At 64.3% G+C, this 25908-nt stretch carries 27 protein-coding genes; 9 read left to right on the forward strand and 18 right to left on the reverse strand.

The features are described from left to right. Positions 1–101: 101 nt before the first annotated feature. The 5 genes from BUQ73_RS09110 to ribBA all read right to left on the reverse strand — a co-directional run bounded on the left by BUQ73_RS09110 (position 102) and on the right by ribBA (position 5421). A complete protein-coding gene (locus BUQ73_RS09110; RefSeq protein ID WP_079227542.1) occupies positions 102–1250 on the reverse strand; it encodes an ABC transporter ATP-binding protein in 1149 nt (382 codons plus the stop codon). Between the two features lie 19 nt (positions 1251–1269). Further along, the gene (locus tag BUQ73_RS09115) at positions 1270–2079 is read right to left on the reverse strand and encodes an ABC transporter permease (RefSeq protein WP_027919924.1); all 810 of its coding nucleotides are present in this window, start codon (positions 2077–2079) and stop codon (positions 1270–1272) included. Positions 2080–2085: 6 nt separating this feature from the next. Next, positions 2086–3003 (reverse strand): ABC transporter permease, encoded by a 918-nt coding sequence (locus tag BUQ73_RS09120; protein ID WP_079227543.1) that lies wholly within the window; start codon positions 3001–3003, stop codon positions 2086–2088. Further along, positions 3000–4025 (reverse strand): ABC transporter substrate-binding protein, encoded by a 1026-nt coding sequence (locus BUQ73_RS09125; RefSeq protein ID WP_079227544.1) that lies wholly within the window; start codon positions 4023–4025, stop codon positions 3000–3002. Before BUQ73_RS09125 ends, BUQ73_RS09120 begins: the two co-directional genes overlap by 4 nt. A gap of 274 nt (positions 4026–4299) precedes the next feature. Then, positions 4300–5421, reverse strand: coding sequence for a bifunctional 3,4-dihydroxy-2-butanone-4-phosphate synthase/GTP cyclohydrolase II (ribBA, locus tag BUQ73_RS09130; protein WP_079227545.1), 1122 nt, complete (start codon positions 5419–5421; stop codon positions 4300–4302). A 78-nt stretch (positions 5422–5499) separates the two neighbouring features. Between ribBA and BUQ73_RS09135 the strand changes: the two genes are divergently transcribed. Further along, on the forward strand, positions 5500–5793 hold the full coding sequence (locus tag BUQ73_RS09135; RefSeq protein ID WP_060484815.1) for a DUF1330 domain-containing protein: 294 nt from the start codon (positions 5500–5502) through the stop codon (positions 5791–5793). 210 nt (positions 5794–6003) lie between these two features. Here BUQ73_RS09135 and BUQ73_RS09140 read toward each other — a convergent pair whose 3' ends face one another. After that, positions 6004–6726 (reverse strand): pirin family protein, encoded by a 723-nt coding sequence (locus tag BUQ73_RS09140; RefSeq protein ID WP_079227546.1) that lies wholly within the window; start codon positions 6724–6726, stop codon positions 6004–6006. Positions 6727–6975: 249 nt separating this feature from the next. Between BUQ73_RS09140 and BUQ73_RS09145 the strand changes: the two genes are divergently transcribed. Both BUQ73_RS09145 and BUQ73_RS09150 read left to right on the forward strand, forming a co-directional pair. Then, the gene (locus BUQ73_RS09145; RefSeq protein WP_079227547.1) at positions 6976–8325 is read left to right on the forward strand and encodes a PAAR domain-containing protein; all 1350 of its coding nucleotides are present in this window, start codon (positions 6976–6978) and stop codon (positions 8323–8325) included. Beyond that, positions 8318–8707 carry a hypothetical protein gene (locus tag BUQ73_RS09150; RefSeq protein WP_079227548.1) on the forward strand — a complete coding sequence of 130 codons (390 nt, stop codon included), beginning with the start codon at positions 8318–8320 and terminating at the stop codon, positions 8705–8707. The genes BUQ73_RS09145 and BUQ73_RS09150 overlap by 8 nt, the downstream gene beginning before the upstream one ends. Positions 8708–9056: 349 nt before the next feature. Here BUQ73_RS09150 and BUQ73_RS09160 read toward each other — a convergent pair whose 3' ends face one another. Next, entirely contained in the window at positions 9057–10076 is a 1020-nt protein-coding gene (locus BUQ73_RS09160) for an alpha/beta hydrolase (protein ID WP_079227549.1), read from the reverse strand. A 146-nt stretch (positions 10077–10222) separates the two neighbouring features. Between BUQ73_RS09160 and BUQ73_RS09165 the strand changes: the two genes are divergently transcribed. After that, positions 10223–11107, forward strand: coding sequence for a LysR family transcriptional regulator (locus BUQ73_RS09165; RefSeq protein WP_079227550.1), 885 nt, complete (start codon positions 10223–10225; stop codon positions 11105–11107). Between the two features lie 126 nt (positions 11108–11233). On the opposite strand, the gene BUQ73_RS09170 is transcribed toward BUQ73_RS09165, so the two are convergent. From BUQ73_RS09170 to purU, 6 genes are read right to left on the reverse strand one after another with little or no spacing between them, the layout of a single operon-like run. Next, positions 11234–11830 carry a sarcosine oxidase subunit gamma gene (locus BUQ73_RS09170; protein ID WP_079227551.1) on the reverse strand — a complete coding sequence of 199 codons (597 nt, stop codon included), beginning with the start codon at positions 11828–11830 and terminating at the stop codon, positions 11234–11236. Positions 11831–11833: 3 nt separating this feature from the next. Beyond that, entirely contained in the window at positions 11834–14737 is a 2904-nt protein-coding gene (locus BUQ73_RS09175) for a 2Fe-2S iron-sulfur cluster-binding protein (protein ID WP_079227552.1), read from the reverse strand. Next, positions 14734–15039, reverse strand: a complete 306-nt coding sequence (locus BUQ73_RS09180) for a sarcosine oxidase subunit delta (protein WP_079227553.1) — start codon at positions 15037–15039, stop codon at positions 14734–14736. The genes BUQ73_RS09175 and BUQ73_RS09180 overlap by 4 nt, the downstream gene beginning before the upstream one ends. Before the next feature lie 12 nt (positions 15040–15051). Continuing rightward, entirely contained in the window at positions 15052–16293 is a 1242-nt protein-coding gene (locus BUQ73_RS09185; protein ID WP_079227554.1) for an FAD-dependent oxidoreductase, read from the reverse strand. Next, complete coding sequence (folD, locus tag BUQ73_RS09190; RefSeq protein ID WP_079227555.1) at positions 16275–17186, reverse strand: bifunctional methylenetetrahydrofolate dehydrogenase/methenyltetrahydrofolate cyclohydrolase FolD; 912 nt, start codon at positions 17184–17186, stop codon at positions 16275–16277. The genes BUQ73_RS09185 and folD overlap by 19 nt, the downstream gene beginning before the upstream one ends. Next, positions 17183–18049 carry a formyltetrahydrofolate deformylase gene (gene purU / locus BUQ73_RS09195; protein ID WP_079227556.1) on the reverse strand — a complete coding sequence of 289 codons (867 nt, stop codon included), beginning with the start codon at positions 18047–18049 and terminating at the stop codon, positions 17183–17185. The genes folD and purU overlap by 4 nt, the downstream gene beginning before the upstream one ends. A 223-nt stretch (positions 18050–18272) precedes the next feature. Between purU and BUQ73_RS09200 the strand changes: the two genes are divergently transcribed. From BUQ73_RS09200 to BUQ73_RS09220, 5 genes are all read left to right on the forward strand, one after another. Then, positions 18273–18674: a hypothetical protein gene (locus BUQ73_RS09200; protein WP_079227557.1), complete on the forward strand. Its 402-nt coding sequence runs from the start codon at positions 18273–18275 to the stop codon at positions 18672–18674. A gap of 252 nt (positions 18675–18926) precedes the next feature. Continuing rightward, positions 18927–19148, forward strand: coding sequence for an MbtH family protein (locus BUQ73_RS09205; protein WP_027918508.1), 222 nt, complete (start codon positions 18927–18929; stop codon positions 19146–19148). Then, positions 19145–19864 (forward strand): thioesterase II family protein, encoded by a 720-nt coding sequence (locus BUQ73_RS09210; protein ID WP_079227558.1) that lies wholly within the window; start codon positions 19145–19147, stop codon positions 19862–19864. Before BUQ73_RS09205 ends, BUQ73_RS09210 begins: the two co-directional genes overlap by 4 nt. Positions 19865–19921: 57 nt before the next feature. Then, positions 19922–20473 carry a hydrolase gene (locus tag BUQ73_RS09215; protein ID WP_079227559.1) on the forward strand — a complete coding sequence of 184 codons (552 nt, stop codon included), beginning with the start codon at positions 19922–19924 and terminating at the stop codon, positions 20471–20473. Between the two features lie 26 nt (positions 20474–20499). Further along, on the forward strand, positions 20500–21552 hold the full coding sequence (locus tag BUQ73_RS09220; protein ID WP_079227560.1) for a DUF1615 domain-containing protein: 1053 nt from the start codon (positions 20500–20502) through the stop codon (positions 21550–21552). 359 nt (positions 21553–21911) lie between these two features. Here BUQ73_RS09220 and BUQ73_RS09225 read toward each other — a convergent pair whose 3' ends face one another. The 5 genes from BUQ73_RS09225 to BUQ73_RS09245 are packed head-to-tail and all read right to left on the reverse strand — an operon-like array spanning position 21912 to position 25908. Then, entirely contained in the window at positions 21912–22781 is an 870-nt protein-coding gene (locus tag BUQ73_RS09225; protein ID WP_079227561.1) for a metal ABC transporter solute-binding protein, Zn/Mn family, read from the reverse strand. Beyond that, positions 22778–23677: a metal ABC transporter permease gene (locus tag BUQ73_RS09230; protein WP_079227562.1), complete on the reverse strand. Its 900-nt coding sequence runs from the start codon at positions 23675–23677 to the stop codon at positions 22778–22780. Before BUQ73_RS09230 ends, BUQ73_RS09225 begins: the two co-directional genes overlap by 4 nt. Beyond that, positions 23674–24423: a metal ABC transporter ATP-binding protein gene (locus BUQ73_RS09235; RefSeq protein WP_079227563.1), complete on the reverse strand. Its 750-nt coding sequence runs from the start codon at positions 24421–24423 to the stop codon at positions 23674–23676. The genes BUQ73_RS09230 and BUQ73_RS09235 overlap by 4 nt, the downstream gene beginning before the upstream one ends. Then, positions 24420–25322 carry a metal ABC transporter substrate-binding protein gene (locus BUQ73_RS09240; RefSeq protein ID WP_079227564.1) on the reverse strand — a complete coding sequence of 301 codons (903 nt, stop codon included), beginning with the start codon at positions 25320–25322 and terminating at the stop codon, positions 24420–24422. Before BUQ73_RS09240 ends, BUQ73_RS09235 begins: the two co-directional genes overlap by 4 nt. 16 nt (positions 25323–25338) lie before the next feature. Next, complete coding sequence (locus BUQ73_RS09245) at positions 25339–25908, reverse strand: DUF6162 family protein (protein WP_079227565.1); 570 nt, start codon at positions 25906–25908, stop codon at positions 25339–25341.

Raw genomic sequence — 25908 nt, forward strand, 5'->3', positions numbered from 1 at the left:
GCCTGCTCCCACAGTGAGCGCACCCTACTCAAGGTTGGTGCGATCCCTGTGGGAGCGGGCTTGCCCGCGAAGAGGCCGGCACAGCCACTAATCCTGTGGGATCAATGCGCCCCAGCCGACTTGCTCAGGTCACTCTCCGCCCACTCGGTGTAGATGCAGGCATCCGCCACCGCCCAGCGCACTTTCACGCTATCGCCCGGTTGCATCGGCATCCCGGCGGCCGACAACGCCTTCACCGTCAGTTCGGTACCGCCGGCGGTCACCACGTGGCAGGTCTGGCTCTCGCCCAGGAACAGCACTTCTCCCACCTTCGCACTTACCTCATTCCAGCCCGCAGGCAATGGCTCGCGCGCGGCCTGCTCGGCAGTCAGCGCCAGTGCCTTCTCCGGCCGCACCATGATCAGTGCGTCCTGTTGCGCGGTGAGGCCTGGGGTCAGACGAATCGCCACCGGCTGGCCTTCGAAGCTGCCTGCACCATTGCTGTTGGCCTTGATCCGCAGGAAGTTCGAGTTGCCCAGGAACGACGCAACAAAGGCATTCGGCGGGTTCTGGTAAAGGTCGTAGCCGGTACCCAGGCCAACGATCTTGCCATGGCTGAAGATGGCGATGCGCTGGGACAGGCGCATGGCTTCTTCCTGGTCATGGGTCACGTAGACGATGGTGATGCCCAGCCGGCGGTGCAGCTGGCGCAGTTCGTCCTGCAGGTCTTCACGCAGCTTCTTGTCCAGGGCACCGAGCGGTTCGTCCATCAGCAGGATGCGTGGCTCGTACACCAGCGCCCGGGCAATCGCCACACGCTGCTGCTGGCCACCGGACATCTGCGACGGCTTGCGGTGGGCGAATTGCTCCAGCTGCACCAGCTTGAGCATGGCGTCGACGCGCTTGGTGGTTTCGGTGGCGCTGAGCTTGCGAATGGCCAGCGGGAAGCCGATGTTGTCGCGCACGTTCAGGTGCGGGAACAGCGAGTAACGCTGGAACACCATGCCGATGTCGCGCTTGTGCGGCGGCACGTTCACCAGCGACTGGCCTTCGACCAGGATCTCGCCGCTGCTTGGCGTTTCGAAGCCGGCCAGCATCGACAGCGTGGTGGACTTGCCCGAGCCACTGGAGCCGAGGAAAGTCAGGAACTCGCCGTCCTGGATCTCCAGGTCGAGGTTGTCCACGGCGGTGAAGTCGCCGTAGTGCTTGTTCAGGCCACGCAGGCTGACCAGGGTCTTGCCGTGCGCGTTGTCTTTGATGACTGCACTCATTGTTGTTTTCTCCGCACGCTCAGGCGTTGACTTCGGTGCGCCGGCGCAAGGCGGCGGCAATGAACATGACAAGCAGCGACAGGCCGATCAGCAGGGTCGAGGCCACGGCGATCACCGGGCTCAGGTCCTGGCGCAGGGTGGTCCACATCTTCACCGGCAAGGTCTGCAGGTCGGGGCTGGCCATCATCACGCTCAGCACCACTTCATCCCACGACACCAGGAAGGCGAACAGGCCACCGGCGATCATGCCCGGGCGAATCGCCGGGAAGGTCACCTTGAAGATCGCCTGCAGGCGCGAGGCACCACAGATCACCGCAGCATCCTCGATCGACTGGTCGAACAGCTTCAGCGAGTTGATGATCGAGATGATGGTGAAGGGCAGGGCGACGATCACATGGCTGACCACGAAGGCGAACAGCGTGCCGGTGTAGCCAAGTTTGAGGAACAGCGCGTACACCGCCACGGCGATGATCACCAGCGGCACGATCATCGGCATGGTGAACAGCCCATAGAGCATTTCGCGGCCAGGGAAGCGGCCACGCACCAGGGCGAAGGCGGTGGGCAGGCCGAGCAGCACGGCAGCGATGGTGGTCAGCACGGCGACCTTGAGGCTGGCCAGGGCGGCGTCCATCCACTCCGGGTTGGAGAAGAACTGGCCGTACCACTTGAAGGTCCAGCCCGGCGGCGGGAACACCAGCCACTGGGACGAGCCGAATGACAGCAACACGATGAACACCACCGGCAGCAGCAGGAAGGCCGCGATGACCCCGGTGGTCAGGTACAGGCCCGTACGCAGCGGGCGGCCCATGGCATTGGGAGACAGGAGCATGGCGGTTTACCTCGCGTTGCCAACCGGCGATTCCGGCTGCAGCTTCAGGTACAGGTAGAAGAGCATCAGGGTGATTACCACCAGCAGTGCGGCGGCGGCGCTGGCCAGGCCCCAGTTGAGGAACGACTGCACCTGCTGGATGATGAATTCAGGCAGCATCATGTTCTGCGCACCCCCGAGCAGGGCCGGGGTGACGTAGTAGCCGAGCGACATCACAAACACCATCAGCGCCCCGGAGAACAGCCCCGAGCGGCACAGCGGCAGGAACACTTTCCAGAAGTTGGTCCACGGGCTGGCGCCGCAGATCGAGCCGGCCTGCAGTACCATCGGGTCGATGGCGTGCATGGTCGCCTGCAGCGGCAGCACGATGAACGGGATCATGATGTAGCTCATGCCGATCACCACGCCGGTGAGGTTGTGCACCATCTCCAGCGGGGTATCGATGATACCCATGGCCATCAACGCCTTGTTGATCACCCCCGAGCTTTGCAGCAGCACCAGCCACGAGTAGGTGCGCGCCAGCAGGCTGGTCCACATCGACAGCAGCACGATGTTCAGCAGCCAGCGGCCCCAGCCATTGGGCACCAGGGTGATCGCCCAGGCCAGCGGGAAGCCCAGCAGCACGCTGATCAGGGTGACCACGCCGGCCACCGAGAAGGTGTTGAACAGCACCCGTGCATAGGCCGAGTTGGCGAACAGCTGCTCGTAGTTGCCCAGCCCTGGCGTTGGCTCCAGCACCCCGCGCAGCAACAGGCCGACCAGCGGGGCGAAGAAGAACAGGCCGAGGAACAGCAGGGCCGGCAGCAGGTTGCGGCTGCCTTTCCAGCGTTGGCTCAAGCTGACGCGGCGCGTGGCCGTTCCCGGGGCGCCGGTGCCCGTGGGGGCACCTTGCGCGTTGTGCAGGGCGTTGATGGCGACTTTCATTTGACCAACCACTCATTCCAGCGGGCTGCGATGGCCTGGCCGTTTTTCGCCCAGTAGGCAAAGTCCAGGGTGACCTGATCCTGGGCGTAGGCGGTCGGCAGGTTCGGCGCGAGGTCTTTGTCGAGCTTGGCCACGCTGTCGAGGTTCACCGGGGCGTAGGCGGTCTTGTTGGCGAATGCGGCCTGGCCTTCGGCGCTGCTGGCGTTGGCCAGGAACTTCATGGCCGCGTCCTTGTTCTTCGAACCTTTCGGGATGACCAGGAAGTCGGCCATGACCAGGTTCTGCTTCCAGCTCACGCCTACCGGTGCACCATCTTGCTGCAGCGCATAGACGCGGCCGTTCCAGAACTGGCCGAGCGAAGCTTCACCGGAGGCCAGCAGCTGCTGCGACTGGGCGCCACCGCCCCACCAGACGATGTCTTTCTTGATGGTGTCGAGCTTCTTGAAGGCGCGGTCCAGGTCCAGCGGGTAGAGGTCTTTGGGGGCTACGCCGTCGGCCAGCAGGGCCAGTTCCAGCACACCGGGGCTCGGCCATTTGTAGAGGGCGCGTTTGCCAGGGTAAGTCTTGGTGTCGAACAGCGCGGTCCAGTCGACCGGTTTGTTGGCACCGAGCTTGCCTTCGTTGTAACCGAGCACGAAGGAGAAGAAGAACGAGCCGACGCCGTGATCGGAAACGAAACGCGGGTCGATCTTGTCGCGCTTGATCTGGTTGAAATCGAGGGGTTCGAGCAGGCCTTCGCTCGCGGCACGCAAGGCAAAGTCGGCTTCGACGTCGACCACGTCCCACTGCACGTTGCCGCTCTCGACCATGGCCTTGAGCTTGCCGTAGTCGGTCGGGCCGTCCTGGACGACTTTGATGTCGGTCGATTTGCTGAAAGGTACGGCCCATGCTTCTTTCTGGGCGTCCTGGGTGGTACCGCCCCAGCTGACGAAATTGAGGCTGTCGGCGGCCTGGGCGGCCTGACATGCCAGGGTCAGCAGGCTGGCGGACAGCACTGCGGTTACACGTTTGCTCAACAGCATGGTTACGCCCTCGTTGCTTTTGTTATTCGAGGCGGGGCTTCTGGTGCGCCCGCCAACAGTATTCGGGGAGCAGCTAAAACAAAGTGTCTTGTGGCCGTTTGTGATTGTAGGTGCCGGCCTGCAGATTCAAGGTCTACGGGATATCATATTATGGTATTCCAAGCTTTTGGCAAGAGGCATGAGGCGACCGGCCATCACTCCGTCCTCATGAGACTGCCGCAGCACTTGTAGGAGCGGCCTTGTGTCGCGAAAGGCCGCTCCTACAGGGCCCGTGTCAGCCAACCATGCCCGGCTCGAACGGAATGCTCTGCACCACTTCCAGCTCATAACCGGCCAGCCCGGCGTACTTCAGCGGCGGGCCCAGGTGACGCAGCTTGCCCACGCCCAGGTCCTGCAGAATCTGCGCACCGGTCCCGACCTCCGAATACACTTTCGACTGCCCACGCTGATAGGGGCGGACCGGCTGGGTCAGCTGCGGCACGCGTTCGAGCAACGCCTGGGAAGATTCATGGTTAGCCAGGATCACCACCACTCCGGCACCTTCCTCGGCGACTTTCTGTAGCGCCGCCCAAAGCGTCCAGTTGGCGGGCCCGGCGTATTCGGCACCGACCAGGTCGCGCAGCGGGTCGATCACGTGCACCCGCACCAGGGTCGGCTGCTCACGCCGGATATCGCCCATGACCATGGCCATGTGCACGCCGCCTTCGATGCGATCCTCGTAGGTCACCAGGCGGAAGGTGCCGTGCACGGTCGGCAGCTCGCGCTCGCCGATGCGCTTGATGGTCTGCTCGGTGCTCAGGCGGTAGTGGATCAGGTCGGCGATGGTGCCGATCTTGATGCCGTGTTGCGCGGCGAACACTTCCAGGTCGGGGCGCCGGGCCATGGTGCCGTCATCGTTGAGCACCTCGACGATCACCGAGGCCGGGGTAAAACCGGCCAGCCGGGCCAGGTCACAACCGGCTTCGGTGTGCCCGGCGCGGGTCAGCACGCCGCCTTCGCGGGCGCGCAGGGGGAAGATGTGGCCGGGCTGCACCAGGTCTTCGGGGCGGGCATCGGGCGCCATGGCGGCGGCCACGGTGCGTGCCCGGTCGGCGGCGGAAATGCCGGTAGTGACGCCGCTGGCGGCTTCGATCGACACGGTGAAGGCGGTGCTGAACACGCTGCCGTTGGCCGGTACCATCTGTTCCAGGCCCAGGCGCTGGCAGTGCTCGTCGGTCAGGGTCAGGCAGATCAGGCCGCGTGCTTCGCGGGCCATGAAGTTGATGGCCTGGGCGTCACAGCGCTCGGCAGCGATCAGCAGGTCGCCTTCGTTTTCCCGGTCCTCGTCGTCCACCAGCAGGACCATCTTGCCTTGCTGGTAGTCCTCGAGGAGTTCCTCGATGGTGTTGAATGCCATGTTGCGCGCTCACTGTGGTGGGGTGATTTTTATGGTATACCATCATACACAAATATCGTTGTAACAGGAGAGCAGCGGATGAAGGCCTATTGGATCGCCCACGTCGATGTGACCGACCCCGAGCAGTATCAGCAGTACACCCAGCGCGCGCCGGCGGCCTTCAAGGCATTCGGCGGCCGCTTCCTGGCCCGCGGCGGGCGCAGCGAGGCGCTGGAGGGGCGGCCCACTCCCCAGCGTAGCGTGGTGATCGAGTTCGATTCGTATGAGCAGGCACTGGCGTGCTACCGGTCGGAGCTGTACCAGGAGGCGTGCAGCCATCGCCAAGGGGTGGCAAAGGCTGAGGTGATCATCGTTGAAGGGTTCGAGCCTTGAGTGAGGGCTGATGGCCCTTTCGCGGGTAAACCCGCTCCCACAGGTGCACCACAAGTTTCGAATTTAGTGATGTTCTTGAGGAGGCCCACAGGTGCACCACAAGTTTCGAATTCAGTGGTGTTCTTGAAGAGGCCCACAGGTACATCAAAAGTTTCGAATTCAGTGGTGTTCCTGTGGGAGCGGGTTTACCCGCGAAGAGGCCGGTCCTGCTTATGGCATACCGGGTAGTTCATTGGGCCGCAGGTCGAACACCAGCACTTCGGCATCCAAACCATTGCCCAGCTCCAGCAGCTGTTCCTGGCGCACCCGCACGCCATCGCCTTCATTCAGCACCTGGCCATTGAGCTCGATGCTGCCACGAGCCACATGCACATAGGCATGGCGGTTTTCCGGCAAGACCAGCGTCGCGCGTTCCGCTCCATCAAACAGTCCGGCATAAACCCGCGCGTTCTGCCGTACCTGCAATGACCCCTCGGCGCCATCCGGCGAGATGATCAGGCGCAACTTGCCGCGTTTCTTCTCGGCACTGAAGTGCTGTTGCTGATAACGCGGTGTCGCCCCTTTGACGTTGGGCACGATCCAGATCTGCAGGAAGTGCACCGGTTGTGCCTGGCTGTGGTTGAACTCGCTGTGCGCCACGCCGTGGCCGGCGCTCATCAGCTGAACATCGCCCGGGCGGATCACCGAGCCGGTGCCCAGGGTGTCCTTGTGCTCCAGCGCACCTTCGAGCACGTAAGAGAAGATTTCCATGTCGCGGTGCGGATGTTCGCCAAAGCCTTTGCCGGGGATGACACGATCATCGTTGATCACCAGCAGGTCGGAGAAACCCTGCTCGTCGGGGTTGCGATAATGGCCAAACGAGAAGGTGTGGAAGGATTTCAGCCAGCCATGAAAGGCCAGGCCGCGGTCTTGGGCGTTACGGACGGTGAGCATGGGGAATTCTCCTTGAAATGCCGGGGCTGAAAGGGCTGGCGGCTGTTGATGGGAGAATCTTACTGTCAGTTTATGTGGATAAAAATTAGTCCGAGTGAGTATGACTGTCTCGTTTAAAGTGACGAATGCGAGGCAGTTCTGACAGGTATTTCTTCGAAGCGTGTAGGTCTGCTCTTGATTCCAGCAAGTGCGGTTTCAGGGGCTTTTCTGCTGTTAGCTTCCGGGCTTCCCAACTTCTGGAAGCGACCCATGAGAAGCGTAACGATCGATGGCAAAGGCCAGGCAGTAGATGGGGACAGGACAACCACTGGTGCGATCTGCCAGGCGACCGGCGCCGGCTATACCAGCGAAGGGCGCATGGTGCTGCGCTGTGGCGATCCGACCACTGCCTGTCCGATGTGTGGCGAGGAAGGTACAGTTGTCGAGGGAAACGCGGGCTTCATTTCGGATGGTAAACCTGTCGCGGTAGACGGTTCGTTGGTGGCGTGCGGTTGCCCGAGCGGCAGTAACCGGGTCGTGGCTTCAATGACCGATGCATTTCCTTCAGGCCGTACCGTTATTCTCGCCGGGTCAACGCCAGCAGTGCTTAATCAGAGCAGTCAGGTCCCGGCATTGGAGTCTGGCTTTCATATCGTCCAGCGAAGCATGTCGTTCGAGGAGGTGCTGGCGAGCCTGGAAATGACGCGAGCCCCCTTGCCGATTTCGCTCCTGCAGCGCTTGAACCCCAGCCACGCGGAAGGTTTCAAGGCGGGAGAGATTTTCGTGCTCGGCAGCCCGGACAGCGAGTTTGCCTGTAGCCCCGGCGAAACAGAGCTGATCATGGTGGCTGAGAAGGCGCGGGAGTCGCTGGCTGTTCTCTCCAGAGAGGAGGCCAATTTCATGATGCAGCACATAGGCGAGATCGCAGGTGTGCTTAACGGGGCGAGCCAGTCGATGGGCGTGGGCAAGGACATGCTGGAGCGAGGATTGTCGCAGGTGAAGGATACCCTCAAAGGGATCGAAGCATTGCACCAGCAGCAGTTCACCCTGCATGGCCATCTCAAAAGCCCGGAGTTCTTTACGTCGCGCCAGGCCCTATACAAACAACTGGATAGCCAACTGCGCACGGCGTTCCTGAACAAACCACTAGGGCTGGGAAGCTATGACAGGTTGCGCCGTGACCTTGGCATTTCGACCAAAAGTGTGGTGCATCACTGGAAGAAGGCCGGTGTGCCCGGACAGTTACCAGGCTATGCAACGCATCTGGATGATGTAGCGAAAGTCTCGAATTATCTCAAATACGGAGGGTGGGTCGGGGTAGGGCTTGGTGCCGGTTCTTCTTACCTGAAAGTGTATGAAGCCTGTCGTGCAGGTGAGACTGAAGAGTGTCAAAAGATTCGCTTTACTGAAACTGGAAGTTTTGCAGGGGGACTTACAGGAGGGGCTGCTGGAGCTGCTGCCGGTAAGTCGGTAGCCGGTGCTGTATGTAAATTCGGCGTGTGGGGTAAAGCTGCGTGCGGTATCGTCACAGTTGGAGGAGCCGCGTTCGGTAGTTCAAAAGGTATCGAGGCATTTGGTGAGTTCATAGGAGAGAAGTTGTACGAGGTCGTCTATGATTGACCTGAGCGATTGGCATGTGGTTATCCGTCTCACTGTATTGTTGATGCCCGCCGTGGCGATGCTGAGTGGACTGGCGATCAACGGTTATATCGCGATGTCTCGCCACTACACGGTTATGTGCAATTCATTCAGCCGCAGTAGTGCCCTGCAAGAAGAACTACGATGTGCGGGTGATTTTGGTATCAAGTCTCGATTCCTGGTCATTGCAGGGATGACTACGCCGCTATTGCTCCCTCGCCTCTTCATCAGGCGTGGTAAATTGCACCCTGGTGATTACAGGAATTTTCCATCCTATTTGAAAAGGAGTATGCGATCAGCATTGGGGTTAATGGTGTCTGGCCTTCTAATGGCAGCTGTCGTGATGAATTTTTTTAAGTTGTAAATGCCAAGTGGCATTTCAATCGTTGGGTGGTGACGCTGCTACTCGTCCCCATGGCGTTTTGGTACGTCGCCCCCAAGTGAGTTTCCATTTTTCTGAACAGGGGCAGGGGCGTCTCGGCTACATTTTGAATGCGCAACACGACATATCAAAAGGTGGGATCTTCCCGAACGATCGGTTTTTCACTGAGTTCGATTGGAACTACGGAGGAATATAGCGCTGCATCCGGGTTAACCCCAGATGGAGCGGATGGTGCTACTGGTGGCAAAAGTATCGAGGCATGTGGGCCGCTACCTGAATAGAAAATCGTGACGAAAAAGACCCGCCTGGGCGGGTCTTTTGTTTCAAAGAGTCACTGCAAATGCACCTTCAATTCCCCAGCCGCCTGGCGCATCGCTGCTTTTACTGCTGGCACCTGGCTCAGCGGGTTGAGCAGCCCATAGTCATGGATCATGCCGTTGTAGCGCACCGAGGTGACGGTCACGCCGGCTGCATTCAACTTGCGTGCATAAGCCTCACCCTCGTCGCGCAACACATCGAACTCGGCGGTCTGTACCAGTGCAGGCGGCAGGCCCTTGAGCTGCTCGCTGCTGGCGCGCAGCGGCGAGGCGTAGATCTGTTCCCGAGCCTTGGCGTCGGTGGTGTAGTTGTCCCAGAACCACTTCATCATCCCGGTGGTGAGGAAGTGCCCCTCGGCAAACTGCCTGTACGACGCAGTCTCGAAGCTGGCATCGGTCACCGGCCACAGCAGCAACTGGAAGCGCAGTGCCGGGGTGCCGGCCTCTTTGGCCTTGAGCGCGACCACTGCCGCCATGTTGCCGCCAACGCTGTTGCCAGCCACGGCCAGGCGCTTGCCGTCGACACCGATTTCCTTGCCGTGCTCGGCCACCCACTGGGTCGCGGCGTAGGCCTGGTTGATCGCCGCCGGGTAGTGCGCCTCTGGCGATGGGGTGTAGTCCACGTAGACCGCCACCGCGCCAGAGCCGACCACCAGGTCGCGGATCAGCCGCTGGTGGGTCGGGAAGTCGCCGAGCACCCAGCCGCCGCCGTGGAAGAACATGAACACGGGCAGGTCACCTTTGACATTGGCCGGGCGCACCACTTGCAGCTTGATCGACTGGCCGCTGGCCTGGATGGTGCGTTCCTTGACCTCGATACCGGACAGGTCGACCTTCACCGAAGCTTGGGCGCCGGTCAGCACGGCGCGGGCGTCTTTCGGGCTGAGCTGCTCGAGCGGCTTGCCACCCCCTTGTTCCAGCGCTTCGAGGAACGCCTGGGTGTGCTGTTCGACGCCTGGGCTGCCGGCGGCGAATGCGCTCGATACGAACAGGGCGAGGAGGGAAGCGGTGAGGGTCTTGTGGACAATGTTCATGAGCGAATCCTTTTCTGTTCAAGTGTTGGTAATGGGCGTCTTGCCTGGCCTTCAGGGCCATCGCTGCGACCTGTGTGTAGATTAAGAAGATGCACTTGCGAGAAAAAGCCGCTATAAAGCGTTTGACTGTCACCAAGAACGAGACAATGAACCCCTACGAAGACATGCGCATCTTTGCTCAGGTCATGGAGGCCGGTAGTTTCACTGCCGCTGCCGACCGCCTCGGCATGTCCAAGCAATCGGTCAGCCGCCGCCTGATGCAGCTCGAAGAGCGCCTCGGCGTGCGCCTGCTCAACCGCTCCACCCGGCGCCTGGACGCCACACCGCTGGGCCAGCACTACTACCAGTCGGCGCTGCGCCTGCTGGGCGAGGTGCAACAGGTGGAGCACGACATCAGCGGCCAGGCCCAGGCCTTGCGCGGCACCTTGCGCGTCAGTGCGCCGCTGTCGTTCGCCATGGCTCATTTGGGCTGCTTGCTGACCGAGTTTCTGCAGTTGCATCCGCAGGTGGATGTGGAGGTGGACCTCAGCGACCGCCCGGTGGACCTGATCGGCGAGGGTTACGACCTGGCACTGCGTATCGGTGCGCTGGAGGACTCCAGCCTGATTGCCCGGCGCATCGCCGATGTCGCACGGGTGTATTGCGCGAGCCCCGCATACCTCGAAGCACGTGGTGTGCCGGCCAGGCCGGAAGCGCTGGCCGAACATGATTGCCTACCCTACGGGCACTCGCGGCAGGTGCAGTGGCAGTTCCGCCAGGGCGGCAAGGTGCAGACGATCCAGGTGAGCGGGCGGATGCGGGCGAACAACGGCGAGTTGCTAAGGGATGCGGCGATTGCCGGGATGGGGGTGACCTATTTGCCGACCTTCATCGTCGGGCAAGCGCTGGCGGACGGGCGGCTGGTGACGGTGCTGGATGAGTGGGCGACGCCAGCGTTGCAGCTGTCGGCGGTGTACCCCCAGCACCGCCAGGTGGCGCGGCCGGTGCAGGGGTTTGTGAACTTCCTGCGCGAGCGGTTGGTGCAGCTGTAAAGCTGGGGCTGCTTTGCAGCCCTTTCGCGACACAAGGCCGCTCCTACAGGCGATCGCATTCCCCCTGTAGGAGCGGCCTTGTGTCGCGAAAGGGCCGCAGAGCGGCCCCCAGGGATATCAAACCTCCTACTCGTCCACCCCAACCCACCCACCATCGAACTCACCCATGGCATCCAGCAGCGCTTCCTGGAAATACGCCAGCGACGCCCGGTCGAACAGCAGCTGCAACGCCGGTAGCTCATCACTCCCGACATTCACCACGATCACATTGATCCGCGCCGCCGAAGTCTGCGCCACGGCCCCGACCGCAAACGCCTGCAAACGCAGATCGACCCCGCACAACTTGGCCATCACCGCACTGCAATGCTCCCCTGACAGCTGCAACCAGGCATGGCTGTCCTGGCGCGGCAGCAGGTAGTTGCGCCGGGCATCCTGCACCCATGCCTGTTCTTCGGCGGCTACCCGTGCACCCTGGTCGGCAAAGCTGCCCAGCAACAGATACTCGCTGGCCGACAGGCGCGCCACCCAGCTGCCGTCATCCTGGCGCAACGCCTGGTTGGGCAGCGCTGGCAAACGGTAGCCGAGTTCCTGCAAATACGCCGCACTGTCCCCCCCACGAAACCCGACCCGCGCCAGGTCGGTCAGGTCGCTCAACGCGCAGGTGTGCAGCAGCTCGGCCCGGGGGCTGCGTGGGATGAAGGCTTCGGCTTTCAGACTGGTCATGGCTCAGAGCTCCTGGCGCAGGTTGTTTGGGTCATGGAAGGGCAGTTGCACCACCTTGGCATTGACCATCAGGCCGCCTTCAACGCGGATCGGGATGTGCATGCCAGGCGTCGCCTGATGGGCGCCGGCATAGGCCAGGCCGATGATCTGCCCCAGGGTTTGCGAGTACTCGCAGGAAGTGACGTTGCCGCTGATGTCCGGGCCGTCCAGCACCAGGTGGCCTTCCAGTGGCTGCGGGCTGCCCTTGGGCAGGGTAAAACCGACCAGCTTGCGTTTGAGCGGCTGCGCTTCAAGAATCTCGATCGAGCGCTTGCCGACGAAGAACGGCTTCTTGCGGCCGATCGCCCACTGCATGTCGATTTCCGCCGGGTGGGTCATGCCATCGGTGTCCTGGCTGATGATCACGTGGCCTTTTTCCAGGCGCAGCAGGCGCTGGGTCTCGACGCCGAAAGGGCGGATGCCCAGCCCTGCACCGGCCTGCATCAGGGCGTCCCACAGGCGCTCGGCGTGGCGCGCCGGCACGTGCACTTCGTAACCCAGCTCGCCGACGAAGCCGACGCGCAGGATACGCGCCGGGATGCCGGCCACCGTGCCCAGGCGTACACCCAGGTAGGGGAAAGCAGCGGCCGACAGGTCGACATCGTCACAGACCTTGGCCAGCACCTGGCGCGACAGAGGCCCGGCCAGGTTGACCGCGGCCAGCGCGGCAGTCACGTTGGTGATGTCCACGTCCAGGCGCCACTGCGCGTTCCACTTGAGCATCTGCTGGTAGATACGGTCGACACCGCTGGTGGTGGCAGTGACGTAGAAGTGCTGCTCGGCCAGCCGCGCACAGACGCCGTCGTCGATCACCACGCCGTGCTCGTTGGTCATCAGTGCATAGCGGGTGCGGCCGATGGCCAGTTTGGCGAAGCCGAAGGTATACAGGCGCTCCAGCAGTTCGGCGGCGTCCGGGCCGCGCACGTCCAGGCCGCCGAGGGTGGAGACGTCGATCAGGCCGACTTTCTCGCGCACATGGCGCGCCTCCTCCTGCATGCAGCGCTCACGCTCTTCGGGCTTGCCGTAAAAGGCCGGACGCTGCCAGATGCCCGCAGGCATCATCTTCGCGCCGGCTTGCAGGTGGCGGCGGTGCATTGGCGTCTGCCGGTACGGGTCGAATGCGCGACCGGCGACATGCGCCAGCTTCTCTGCCTGGAACGGCGGGCGGGCGGTGGTCACCCCGGTTTCGCTGATGCTGCGGCCGGTGGCCTGGGCCACCAGGCGCGCGGTGGGCAGTGCCGAGTGGCGGCCCTGGGACGGGCCCATGCCGACCGTGGAGAAGCGCTTGACCAGTTGCACGTCGCGGTAGCCGCTGCGGGTGGCGTTGACGATATCGCGCACTTGCAGGTCCTCGTCGAAGTCGACGAAGTCCTTGCCCTTGGGGTGCGGGAAGATCGGCCAGGGGAAGTTGACCTTGGCCTCGGCAACGTAGGCCGATGGCGTAGGTGCTTGCAGGCCCAGCGCTGCGAGTGCTTCAGCGGCGCCGCGGCTGGCGTCGGTGAGCACGTTGTCCAGGCGGTGGCGGCCGTTCACGGAACCTGCGATATCCAGCCCGGCTGGCAGGTTGCTGATGGCGAACTCGTCACGGTCGACGTCATAGGCCAGCTTGCCACCGGCCTGGCACAGCAGTTGGTACACCGGCATGTAGCCGGCGGACATGCACAGCAGGTCGCAGGCCACACGCAGGCCCTGCTCGGCAACCTTGCCCTGGCCAGTGACCGGGCGGATGTCCGCGCCCGTGACATGGCGCATGCCCGCTTCGTGCAGGGCTTCATAGACGGTGCAGCCCAGGTGCAGTGGAATGTCGCGGCGCTTCAGCTCGCTGGCCAGCGCGGCATCGGCAGGCGCGGCGCGCATGTCGACCAGGGCGGCAATGGCCACGCCTTGCTCCTGCAGGTCGAGCGCGGCGAGGTAGCCGTCATCGTGGCCGGTGAGGATCACCGCGCGCTGCCCCGGCTTCACGGCGTAAAGCTTCATCAGCCGCTGCGCGGCACTGGTCAGCATCACCCCGGGCAGGTCGTTGTTGCGGAACACCACCGGCTGGTCGAACGAGCCGGCCGCCACCAGGCAGCGCGTGGCCCGCACTTTGTACAGGCGCTTGTGCTGGATCACCGGCAGGTAGTTATCGGTGAACCAGCCGTTGCAGGTGGCCTCGCACAGCACCTGGATGTTCGGGTGCCCATCGACGGCGGCCAGCAGTTCCTGGCGCAGGCTGCTGGCGCGGCTGCCGGCGATGTCGAAGCGGGCGTAGGTCAGCGAGCCGCCGAGCACCGGCTGCTGCTCGACCAGCAGCACCTTGGCCCCGGCATTGGCCGCGTCCAGCGCAGCGCGCAGGCCGGCCGGGCCAGCACCGATGACGGCGACATCGACAAACAGATAGGCCTTGTCGTAGTACTGCGGCTTGAAGCCCTGGTCCAGCACGCCGAGGCCGGCCTTCTTGCGGATCAGCGGCTCCCAGACCTTCCACATGCCCTTGGGCTTGTAGAACGAGCGGTAGTAGAAGCCCACCGGCATGAAGCGCGAGAACTTGCCCAGATAGGCGTCGCGGTCGTGTTCCAGGCTGCCGCTGAAATTCTGCCCGGTGACCACCTGGCCATCACGGGCGGCCTCCATGTCGGCCAGCACGTTGGGCTCTTCGGGTAGTTGCACCAGGGTGTTGGCGTCCTGCCCGGCCATGCTCAGCGGGCCACGCGGGCGGTGGTATTTGAACGAGCGCGACAGCAGCCAGCGGCCGTTGCCAAGCAGGGCGCTGGCAATGGTGTCACCGGCAAAGCCCGGGCAGGCCTGGCCGTCGAATTCGAAACGAATGGGTCGCTCGCGGTCGATCAGCAGGCCCATGGGCGCGGGGAGGCGAGTGTGGCTGTTCATCCGGCGATCTCCGGGGTGGCGGCAGGGCTGAAGTCGACGCGGCGGTCGAACAGTTCTTTGGGGTCGAAGGTGCGCAGTACCTGGTCGCTGAGGGTGTGGCGCTCAGCCAGGAACCAATAGCTGGAGGCGTTGTGCAGCCACCACTCGATGACCACGCCGGCCAGGTTGTCGCTGTTGAACACGTAGTCGGCCCACTCGGCGTCACTGCAACTGGCCGGGTCGGGCATGTGCTTGAACTCGCCGCCGTAGGTGAACTCGCTGATGTTGCGCGGGCCGTTCAAGGGGCAGGTCAGGATCTTCATCGTCGTATGCTCCTAGTGGCTGGCCGCGGTGGCGCCCATTTCGTTGACTTGCTGGAAGCGGCTGAAGCGCTCCAGGGCAAATGGCGCAATCATGTCTGGCACCTTGCCGCCGCTGGCGACCAGCTCGGCCATGGTCTTGCCGCAGATCGGCGTCGCCTTGAAGCCCCAAGTGCCCCAGCCGGCGTCCAGGTAATAGTTCTCGACCGGCGACAGGCCCATGATCGGGCTGTAGTCCGGGGTCATGTCGGTCATCCCGGCCCACTGGCGCATCAGCTTGGCGTTGGCCATGAACGGGAACATCTCGATGGCATGGGCCAGCAGGCTTTCCTTGAGGTCGAGGGTGGAGCGGGTGTTGTACAGCGGGTACGGGTCGGAGCCGCCGCCGAAGACGATCTCGCCACGGCTGGTCTGCTGCACGTAGCAGTGCAGTGCCGAAGAGCTCACCAGCGGGTCAAGGAACGGTTTGAATGGCTGGGTGACCATGGCTTGCAGCGGGTAGGTGTGGATCGGCGCACGGATGCCGGCCTTGGCCATCAGTAGCGAACTGGCACCGGCCACCGCCTGCACCACGCAACCGCACTGCACGGTGCCACGGTTGGTCTTGACCGCTTCGATGCGGCCGTTGCGGATCAACAGGTCCTGCACTTCGGTCAGCTGGTGGATCTCCACGCCGCGCTTGGCGGCCTGCTTGGCGTAGCCCCAGGCCACTGCGTCGTGGCGCGCGGTGGCGCCATCGATGTGCCACAGCCCGGCGAGCACCGGCAAGTGCCCGGGGTCGAGGTTCAGGCTTGGCACCAGCTCGCGGATCTGCTGGCGGTCGATCATTTCGGTGCGCCCGCCGAAGTGCTTGTTGACTTCGGCGCGCTGGCGGAAGGCGCGCACCGTGGCGTCGGTGTGCGCCAAGGTCAGTTGGCCACGCTCGGAGTACATGATGTTGAAGTCGAATTCGTTGGACAGGTTCTGGAACATCCGCACCGATTCTGCGTAGAAGCGCACGCCCTCCGAAGTCAGGTAGTTGGAGCGGATCACCGCCGTGTTGCGCGCAGTGTTGCCGCCGCCCAGGTAGGCCTTTTCCAGCACCGCGACATTGGTCACGCCGTGATACCTGGCCAGGTAGTAGGCGATGGCCAGGCCATGGCCGCCGCCGCCGATGATCACCACGTCGTAGCGTGGCTTGAGTTCGCACGGTGGCGGCAGGTCGACCTCCACCGGGTAGTCGGCGCTCAGGCCGTATTTCAGCAGGGCGAAAGGCATGCGGTGCGCTCCTGGTGGGCGGCCTGTTGCTGCAGGTCGAGGGCGAGCAGGGTGTTTTTCATCAGGTAGGCGATGGTCATCGGGCCGACGCCGCCGGGTACCGGGGTGATGGCGGCGACCTGTGGCAGTGCGGCGGCGAAGTCGACGTCACCGACCAGGCGGCTGTGGCCGGCCTCCTCGATGCGATTGATGCCGACGTCGATCACCACCGCGCCGGGCTTGAGCCAGTCGGCACCGATCAGGCGCGGCTTGCCGACGGCGGCGACGACGATATCGGCCTGGCGGCACAGTGCTGGCAAGTCGCGGCTGCGCGAGTGCACCACGGTCACCGTGCAGTCGGCCTGCAGCAGCAGGGCGGCCATGGGTTTGCCGACGATGTTCGAGCGGCCGACCACCAACGCATGCTTGCCGCGCAATTCGCCGCAGGCATCGCGCAGCAAACGCATGCAGCCGCTGGGTGTGCAGGGGGTGAGCACGTCACGCCCCTGGGCCAGGCCGCCGACGTTTTCGCTGTGGAAACCGTCGACGTCCTTCAGTGGGCTGATCGCCTGCAGAATGCGGTGTTCGTCCACATGCTCGGGCAACGGCAGTTGCACGAGGATGCCGTTGACCCCGGAGTCACGGTTGAGCCGGTCGATCAAGGTCAGCAGCTGCGCCTGGGTGGTGTCGGCAGGCAGGCGGTGTTCCAGCGAACGGATGCCCACTTCCTCGGCACGCAGCACCTTGTTGCGCACATACACCTGGCTGGCCGCGTCGGCCCCGACCAATACCACCGCCAGGCCCGGCTGCACGCCAGCCTGGCGCAAGCTCTGCACCTGCTCGCGGACCTCGGCCAGCACCCGCGCCGCAGTGGCCTTGCCGTCGATCAGCTTGATGCTGGGGATGGCGTTCATTTGAAGATCACCGTGCGGTCGTGGTTGAGGAACACCCGGTGTTCGAGGTGGTACTTCACTGCGCGGGACAGGGCGATGGTCTCGGTGTCGCGGCCGATCGCCACCAGGTCGTCGGGGGCGTAGGCGTGGTCCACGCGCTGCACTTCCTGTTCGATGATCGGGCCTTCGTCGAGGTCGCTGGTGACGTAATGGGCGGTGGCGCCGATCAGCTTGACCCCGCGCTGGTAGGCCTGGTGATAGGGTTTGGCTCCCTTGAAGCCGGGCAGGAACGAGTGGTGGATGTTGATCGCCCGGCCCGACAGCTGGCGACACAGGTCATCGGAGAGAATCTGCATGTAGCGCGCAAGCACCACCAGCTCGGTGCCGGTGTCCTCGACGATGCGCATCAGCGCGGCTTCCTGCTCGGCCTTGGTCTCCTTGGTCACCGGCAGGTAGACGAAGCGGATGCCCTGGCGCTCGGCCATCGGCCGCAGGTCGAGGTGGTTGGAGACCACGGCGGTGATCTGCATGTCCAGCTCGCCCTTGGCGTGGCGGTAGAGCAGGTCGGCCAGGCAGTGGTCGAACTTGCTGACCATCAGCAACACGCGCAGCGGCCGGGCACTGCTGTGCAGGCTCCAGTCCATGTCGAAACGCCGGGCCACGTCGGTAAAGCCCGCTTGCAGTTGCGGGGTGTCACCAGTGATGCCGGTGTTATAGCGGAACACGGCGCGCATGAAGAAGCGGCCATTGTCCTCGTCGTCGAACTGCGCCATCTCGCTGATGTAGCAACCGTGCTCGGCCAGGTATGTGGTCACCGCGGCGACGATGCCGGACACGGCCGGGCAACTGACGCGCAGGATGAAATGATCGGGAGCGGGGTGCATGTCGGATAGGCCTCGTGATGGAGTGGGGCAGGTCGGGCACAAGGGCAAAAGAAGTTTCGCGGCGGGCGAAGTGGTGTTTCTTGGTGGGAATATAAATTTCCCTTGGGCGATTTATAGGCGAAGGGAGGGGCTGCGGTCTAGTAGTTTGTGAAATTTTTTATCCTGTCAGGAAAGTTCTGGTCAGGCGTTCACCGCGAACTGGCCGTGAGGCTATGCTTGCTCCATGAGCTCCCCACCCCCTCTTCGCCAACCGTGCCCCCCTGGCGCCTGTGACTGCGGCCGCGAACACCTGGCCGAGCACCCGCCGGCGGCCCAGCGCATCCTTCTGCTGACCCGCCAGGAAGAGAAGCGCCTGCTCGAACGCCTGGAACACCTCAAGGACCTCGAAGACCTGCAGCGTCTGCAGCTGAAGCTGTACGAAAACCTCGGCATCCGCGTGCACATCAGTCCAGGCTTCAACGAGGTACGTACCATGCGCGGTATCGTTATTGAACTGGACGACCAGCCCGGGCTGTGCCGCAAGACCCGCCAGTCGATCCCGGCCGCGATCCGCCGGGGCCTGGAACGCAACCCAGAGGTGGCGTTCCGCTTGCTGGATGCTCACGACCTGTTGCGTAACACTTGAGACCAGACGCGATTTTGGTAGGAGCGGCCTTGCCGGGGCGCCGGACCGGTCGGAACGGGGCGCGAAGCGGCCCCAGGATTTCAGCGCTAATGCATAGATGACTGGGGCCGCTTCGCGCCCCGTTCGCGACACAAGGCCGCTCCTACAGGGGTTCTTGCCGGGGCCGCTAATTTTTCTGAAGCTTCCTACGTCTACCTGAGAACCTCCCTGCGCCAAGCGCGCAGCGGCATCCAACACTCAAGGAGACAGGCAATGACTTCCGTATTCGACCGCGACGATATCCAGTTCCAGGTAGTGGTCAACCACGAAGAGCAATATTCCATCTGGCCGGACTACAAGGCCATCCCCGAAGGCTGGCGCGCAGTGGGCAAGAGCGGCCTGAAGAAGGACTGCCTGGCCTACATCGACGAAGTGTGGACCGACATGCGCCCCCTGAGCCTGCGCCAGCAGATGGCTGAAGCTGCCGCCCAGTGACCACGCTCAACCTGCTGTGCCTGCCTTACTCCGGGGCCAGTGCCATGGTCTACAGCCGCTGGCGGCGCAAGCTGCCGGCCTGGCTGCAGGTGCGCCCGGTGGAGTTGCCTGGGCGCGGCGCGCGCATGGGCGAGCCGCTGCAGACCGACATGCAGGCCTTGGCCCGGCAGCTGGCCAGCGAACAGCGGCTGGCCGCCAACGCCCCGTACGCGTTGCTTGGCCACAGCCTGGGCGCATTGCTGGCCTTCGAGCTGGCCCACGAACTGCACGCGCTGGGCTGCCCGCCACCGTCTGCGCTGTTCGCCTGTGGCACCGCAGCGCCGACCCGGCGCGAAGACTATGACGGCAACAACTGGCGCGTGCCCAAGAGCGACGATGAACTCAAGCACGAGCTGCGTGAGCTCAACGGCACCCCGCCAGAGGTGCTGGACAACGCCGAGCTGATGAGCCTGACGTTGCCGATCCTGCGCGCCGACTTTCTGCTCTGCGGCCGTTACCTCTACCGCCAGCGGCCGGCCTTGCAGTGCCCACTGCACGTGCTGGGTGGCGAGGCGGATCGGGCCAGCGCAGAGCAACTGCAGGCCTGGCGCCAGGAGACCCACGGCACGTTCACGCTGCAGATGTTCCCTGGCGGCCACTTCTTCATCCATGAGCACGAAGACCGCGTGCTCGGCGCGCTGACGCAGGCCCTTGAAGCGCATAGGCTTTCTGCCTGATTGACGTCGCCGCCCGCCTGGGGGAGGCTAGGCCTTTTCCCAGGCAAGGGGCAGACAATGCTGATCGAACATCGCAAGGCCACGCTGCTGGTCGTCGACATCCAGGAAAAACTCATCGGCGCCATGAGCGACCCGCAAGGCACCGGCGACCGCGCGCGCTGGTTGCTGGCCGCCTGTGCCGACCTGGAGCTTCCGGTGGTGATCTCCGAGCAGTACCCCAAAGGTCTGGGCCATACCTTGGCAACACTGCTCGCCGCGGCCCCGGCTGCCGAGGTGGTGGAAAAGACCCACTTCTCCTGCGTGGCCGCCGAGTGCCTGCCTGCCAGCCTGATGGCCCGCGAGCAGGTGATCGTCTGCGGCATGGAAACCCACGTCTGCGTGCTGCAGACCGTGCTCGGCCTGCTGGCCCTGGGCAAACAGGTGTTCGTGGTCGAGGATGCCTGCGACAGCCGCACGCCGGCCAACAAGGCCGCGGGGCTGGCACGCATGCGCCAGGCCGGGGCGCAGGTGGTGACGCGGGAAATGGTGTTGTTCGAACTCATGGGCAGCGCCAGCCACCCGCAGTTCCGCCATATCAGCAAGACCTACATGGTCGGTGAACAGCCCTGAACGGGCGGCTGCTGGCGGCAGGGCTGATGGCCCTGGCGCTGCTGCAAGGTTGCGCCGGGCGCCACGAGGAAGAACCTGAAGCCGACCCGGCCAAGGTGCGTGCCCAGCTGCTGCGCCTGTTGCCGGCACAGGCCAAGGACCGCGAAGGCTGGGCCAAGGACATCCAGGTGGCGTTCGAGGCCCAGCGCATCACGCCGAGCAAGCGCAACCTGTGCGCCGTGCTGGCGGTGACCGAGCAGGAGTCGACCTTCAACGCCGACCCGCAGGTGCCCAACCTCGGGCGCATCGCCCGCGAAGAAATCGACCGCCGCGCGGCGCGCCTGCACATCCCCGGTCTGCTGGTCGACGGCGCACTGAAGACTCCATCGGGTAACGGCCAAAGCTATCAGCAGCGCTTGCTGGCGGTGCGCAGCGAGAAGCAGCTGAGTGCGCTGTATGACGAGTTCATCGCTCGCCTGCCACTGGGCAAGACCTTGCTCGGCGGCTTGAACCCGGTGCACACCGGTGGGCCGATGCAGGTCAGCATCGAGTTTGCGGAAAAGCACGCCAAGGATTATCCCTACACCTACGACGGCACCATTCGCCAGGAAGTGTTCAGCCGCCGTGGGGGCATGTACTTCGGTATTGCCCACCTGCTCGGCTACCCGACGCATTACGAACGGCAGCTGTACCGCTTCGCCGATTTCAACGCGGGTTGGTACGCCAGCCGCAATGCCGCGTTCCAGGCAGCCTTGAGCAAGGTCACGGGGGCGGACCTGGCGCTGGATGGTGACCTGATCGCCCCGGGTTCGATCACGCCCGGCAGCACCGAGCAGGCAGCGCGCAAGCTGGGGGTGAAGCTGGGGCTGCGCAATCCGCAGATCCGCAGCCAGCTGGAGTTGGGTGACAGCTTGGCGTTCGAGGACAGCAAGTTGTACAGCGGGGTGTTTGCCCTGGCCGATGCGGCGGCAGGCAAGCCGGTGCCGCCGGCGGTGTTGCCGGGGATCGAGCTGAAGAGCCCGAAGATCACCCGCAAGCTGACCACCGCCTGGTTTGCCGGGCGGGTGGATGAGCGCTATGAGCGGTGCATGAACCGGTAGACCGCACAGGCTTCTTCGCGGCGGTACGCGCAGGGGATGGCGTCAGGGCCACCCTGTGCTCGCCATGACAAGTTCAGTGCCTGTGAGATCGAGCGCCGCCCGCGCGGCGCATCGCGGATAAATCCGCTCCTACATTTGTTGCAACGTGCCGAACCTGTGACGCCATGGTCGCCTGCCTTGGTGCATGTCTTGAGTCTTGCAAACCGGCTGAAAACCATGGCCTGACAGGCATGGCCACGTTGCAACAAATGTAGGAGCGGATTTATCCGCGATGCGCCGCGCGGGCGGCGCTCGATCTCACAGGCACTGAAGATGTTGTGGCAGGCACATGAAAGCCCTGATGCCATTCCCAGGCGACATCACCCTTCGCTCAACGCCCCGACCACCTGCTCGACACTGGCCTTGAGCCCAGCCACAGCATCCTCCGGGTCACTCTCCACCACCAGCAACTTCGCCCCGGCCGCTTCGATCACCTTGGCCAGCGCCGCATCCGGTTGCCGATGATCCAGCACCAGTGCCACATCCTGCCCCTTGAGGTTCTCGCCTAGCGCTTTCAGCGCCGCCGCGTCCCATTTGCCATCCGCCGGCAGCGGCTGCTCCACCACATCCAGGTTCAAGCCGCTGGCCAGATACCCCAGGCGCTCGGACAGGCTGACCACACTCAGGTTATCGACCTTGGCCAATTGCGTCTGGCTGCTGGCAGTCATCTCCAGCAACTGGCGTTTGAGCCCTGCCAGGTTGCCCTGGATCCTGGCCTTGTCGGCGGGCGACAGGCGCTCCAGGTCATTGGCCAGCACGTCGGCCATGCGACCGAGGTTGGTCGGGTTGAGCCAAGGGTAGGCGGCATAGGCATCATCACCACTCACGGCGATACCCGGCAGCGCACCATCCACCGGCCGCGCCGCGTCGATCTCGACGATGCGGATGTTGCTGCGCCGCGCCATCGGGTACAGCGGGTCGTCACGCCAGATCGAGCGCACGCCGATCACCGCATCGGCCTGCAGCGCGGCCTTGGCCAGTGCAGCGCCACCCCGGCTGCTGAAGTAAGACGGCTGGCGGCTGGCCGGCAGGTTGGCCGGTGCGGCGCGCTTGAGCTGCACGGCGGTGCCGGCGAGCAGGGCGCTGGCCAGGCTGTGGGTCACGGGCAGGGTGGTCAGCACTTGCGTGGCCGAGGCCAGTGCAGGCAGGCCTGCGAGGGCGACGGCCAGGGTCAGCTGTTTCAGGTTCATGCCGGGTTTCCTTGCAGGCGTGGGACGAGGGCGCGGGCCAGCGCGGCGAGGGCGAAGCAGATACCCGCGACCAGAATGATCGCCGCGCCCGAGGGCACCGGCAGGTCGAGGACAATTGGCAGGAGGATGCCGAGCAGCGTGCTCAGGGTGGCGATCAGCACCGCAACGAAGAAAAACCCCTTCAGCGACTGGCTGACCAGGCGCGCCGCCGCCGCCGGGATCACCAGCAGGGCACCGACCAGAATCGCCCCGATCACCTTCACCGAGGCCACGGTGACCAGGGTCACCAGCACCACGAACAGATAGTCCAAGGTCTTCACCGCCACCCCGCGCACCGCCGCCAGCTGCGGGTTGAAGCTGGCCAGCATGATGCGGTTGTACAGCGGCAGGGCCAGAGCCAGCACCAGCAGCGCGACGATGCCCAGCACCATCAGGTCCTGGGCGCTGACGGTCAGCACCGAGCCGAACAGCACGTTTTCGAGGATATGCACGTTGATCTTGCCGGCCAGCATCAGCAGCAGGCTGGCGCCGAGGGCCAGCGACACCGAAAGGAACACGCCGATCAGTGTGTCTGGCGACAGCCCGGTGCGGTTGCGCAGGAAGTTGAGCAGGATGCCGAACAGCAGGCAGTAGCCGAACAGGCTGCCATAGGGGCCGGTGTAGGGTTCGCCGAGCAGGATGCCGATGGCGACCCCGGTGAGCGCGGCATGGCCGACCGCTTCGGAGAAAAAGGCAAAGCGTTTGACCACCACCAGGGTGCCGAGGCCACCCAGTACCGGGCCGATCATCAGGCCGGCCAGCAGGGCATTGATAACGAAACCGTAGGCCAGGGCCTCTGGCAGGTAGCCAGCGCCGGCCCAGCCCTGGACCAGTTGGCGGAATGCTTCAAAACTCATCTGGCAAGGCTCTCGCTGCGAGGGTTGACGGAGAACAGGCCAAGCAGGCGTTCCGGGGTCAGGGCCTGGGCGGGCGGGGCGTCGAACAGGACCTGGCGGCTCAGGCCAGTGACCCGGTCGGCCAGGCGCAGCACGGCTGCCAGGTCATGTTCGATCCACAGCACCGTGGTGCCGGCCTGGCGCCAGCCTTGCAGCAGTTGTTCGAATACCTGAATGCCGGCTTCGTCGAGCGCCGACATTGGCTCGTCGAGTACCAGCAGTTGCGGTTCGGGAATCAGGCCCTGGGCCAGCAGCACGCGCTGGCGTTCACCGCCGGACAACGCGCCCATCCGCCGTTTGCGCTTGTCGAGCATGCCGACCCGTGCCAACGCCGCATCGATCGCCGGCTGCACCCGGCGTGACAGGCCAAGGAACGCCGGGCGCCGCTGGCACATGGCAGCCATGAAGTCGTCCACGGTCATCGGCAGCCCGCGGTCGAACTCCAGCGCCTGCGGCACATAGCCGATCACCTGCTGCGCACCCGGCCAGTGCAGGGTCAGCTGGCCCTGATGCGGCATCTGCCCGAGCAGGGTCTTGATCAACGAGCTCTTGCCGCCGCCATTGGGGCCGACGATGGCATGCACGCTGCCGGCGGCAACGCTGAACTGCACCTGTTCGAGTATGCGTGTGCGGCCCAGGGTAAGGTCGATGCCGGCGAACTCGATGCGCGGCCCACCGGGCGCCGTGAGGTTGGCAGCGGCGGTCATGCGCGGTTCTCCTGGATGGCGCGGACCACGGTGTCGAGGTTGCGCTTCATTTCCACTTCGTATTTGTCCTTGGTGTATTCGCCGTAGGAAATGTGCGTCAGCGGGTACAGGCGCACGCCGGATTCACGCTGGATGGTTTCGACATAGGCCGACGGGAAGTCCATTTCCGAGAAGATCACTTTCACGTCCAGCGCCTTGAGCTGGTCGATGGTCTTCTTCAGCTGCGCCGGGCTCGGTTCGATGCCGTGGGCAGGTTCGACCACAGCCGTCACTTCCAGGCCGAAATCGCGCACCAGGTAGTCGTAGGCGGCATGAATGGTGGCCACGCGGAAGGTGGCCGCCGGCGCTTCGCTGACCTTCGCCAGGGCTTCGGCGCGCAAGCCCCGCAGGCGCTTGGCGTAGGCGCGGGCATTCTGCGTGTAGAACCTGGCGTTGTCCGGGTCGAGCTTGCCCAGCTCGCGGGCGATGTTGTTGACCTGGGCGATGGTGGTGCTGATCGACAGGAAGGTGTGCGGGTTGACCACCTTGCCGGCGCCGCGGGCGGCGATGCCGGTGGCCGCCAGCAAGGGCACGTTCTGGTTGGCCTCGATGGTCGTGATGGTGGGCTTTTCGCTGGCGGCGATCATGCGGTCGGCGAAGTCGTCATGCCCCACGCCATTGAGCACCACCACGTCGAGCGTGCCGATGCGCTTGATGTCCTCGGCGCGCGGTTCATAGGCATGGGGGTTGAAGCCGGCCGGAATCAGCGGCACCACCTCGGCCTTGTCGCCAACGATATTGCTTACGTAGCTGTAGTAAGGGTGCAGGGTGATGCCGATGCGCAGGGGCTTGCCGGTGTCGGCCAGGGCCAGCGCCGGCAGGGCGCAGGCCAGGAGCAGGGCGAGGGCTTTGCGGAACATGGGGGAGTCCTTGGGTTCAGTGACGGTGTTCGCGGGTGACCCCGGCGTCGTAATGGCTGACCACCTGCTGCCAGCCGGCGGCGCTCAGCGCGGCCTGGCCGAGGTCGTCGGGGAGCACGGCGGCGCTGTCGCGGCGCAGCCAGATATCGACCTCGGCGCTGCCAGCGTCGGGCAGGATCAGCAAAAAGCTGCCCGCCACCTGTGGCGCCTGGCTGCGGCCCAGGCAGGCACCGCTCGGCAGCCACTGCCACTGGTGGCCACCACGGCTCTGGCTGCCGGCATCGACCACGAACGGTGGCAGGCCTTCCTCGGCCAGGGCCTCGATGCTGGGCGTGGCGGCGTTTTCCTCGCGCAGCAGCTGGATTTCGTCGAACGCCACGCGCAGGTCGGTATAGATACCTTGCTCGGCCGCTGTCAGGTCGCGGCGGGCGTCGATCTGGTGGCTGGCGATGATCTGTTCGTCCTCGCGTTCCCCGCGCAGCAGCACCACGCTGGTGGCGAGGGCGACGATCAACAGGCTGACCAGCAGCACGTAGAGGGTTTCGTGCCCGGCACCCGCCGGGCGCACCACCTGGGTCTGGCTCAT

Source organism: Pseudomonas putida (assembly GCF_002025705.1).
Lineage (GTDB): Bacteria > Pseudomonadota > Gammaproteobacteria > Pseudomonadales > Pseudomonadaceae > Aquipseudomonas > Aquipseudomonas putida_J.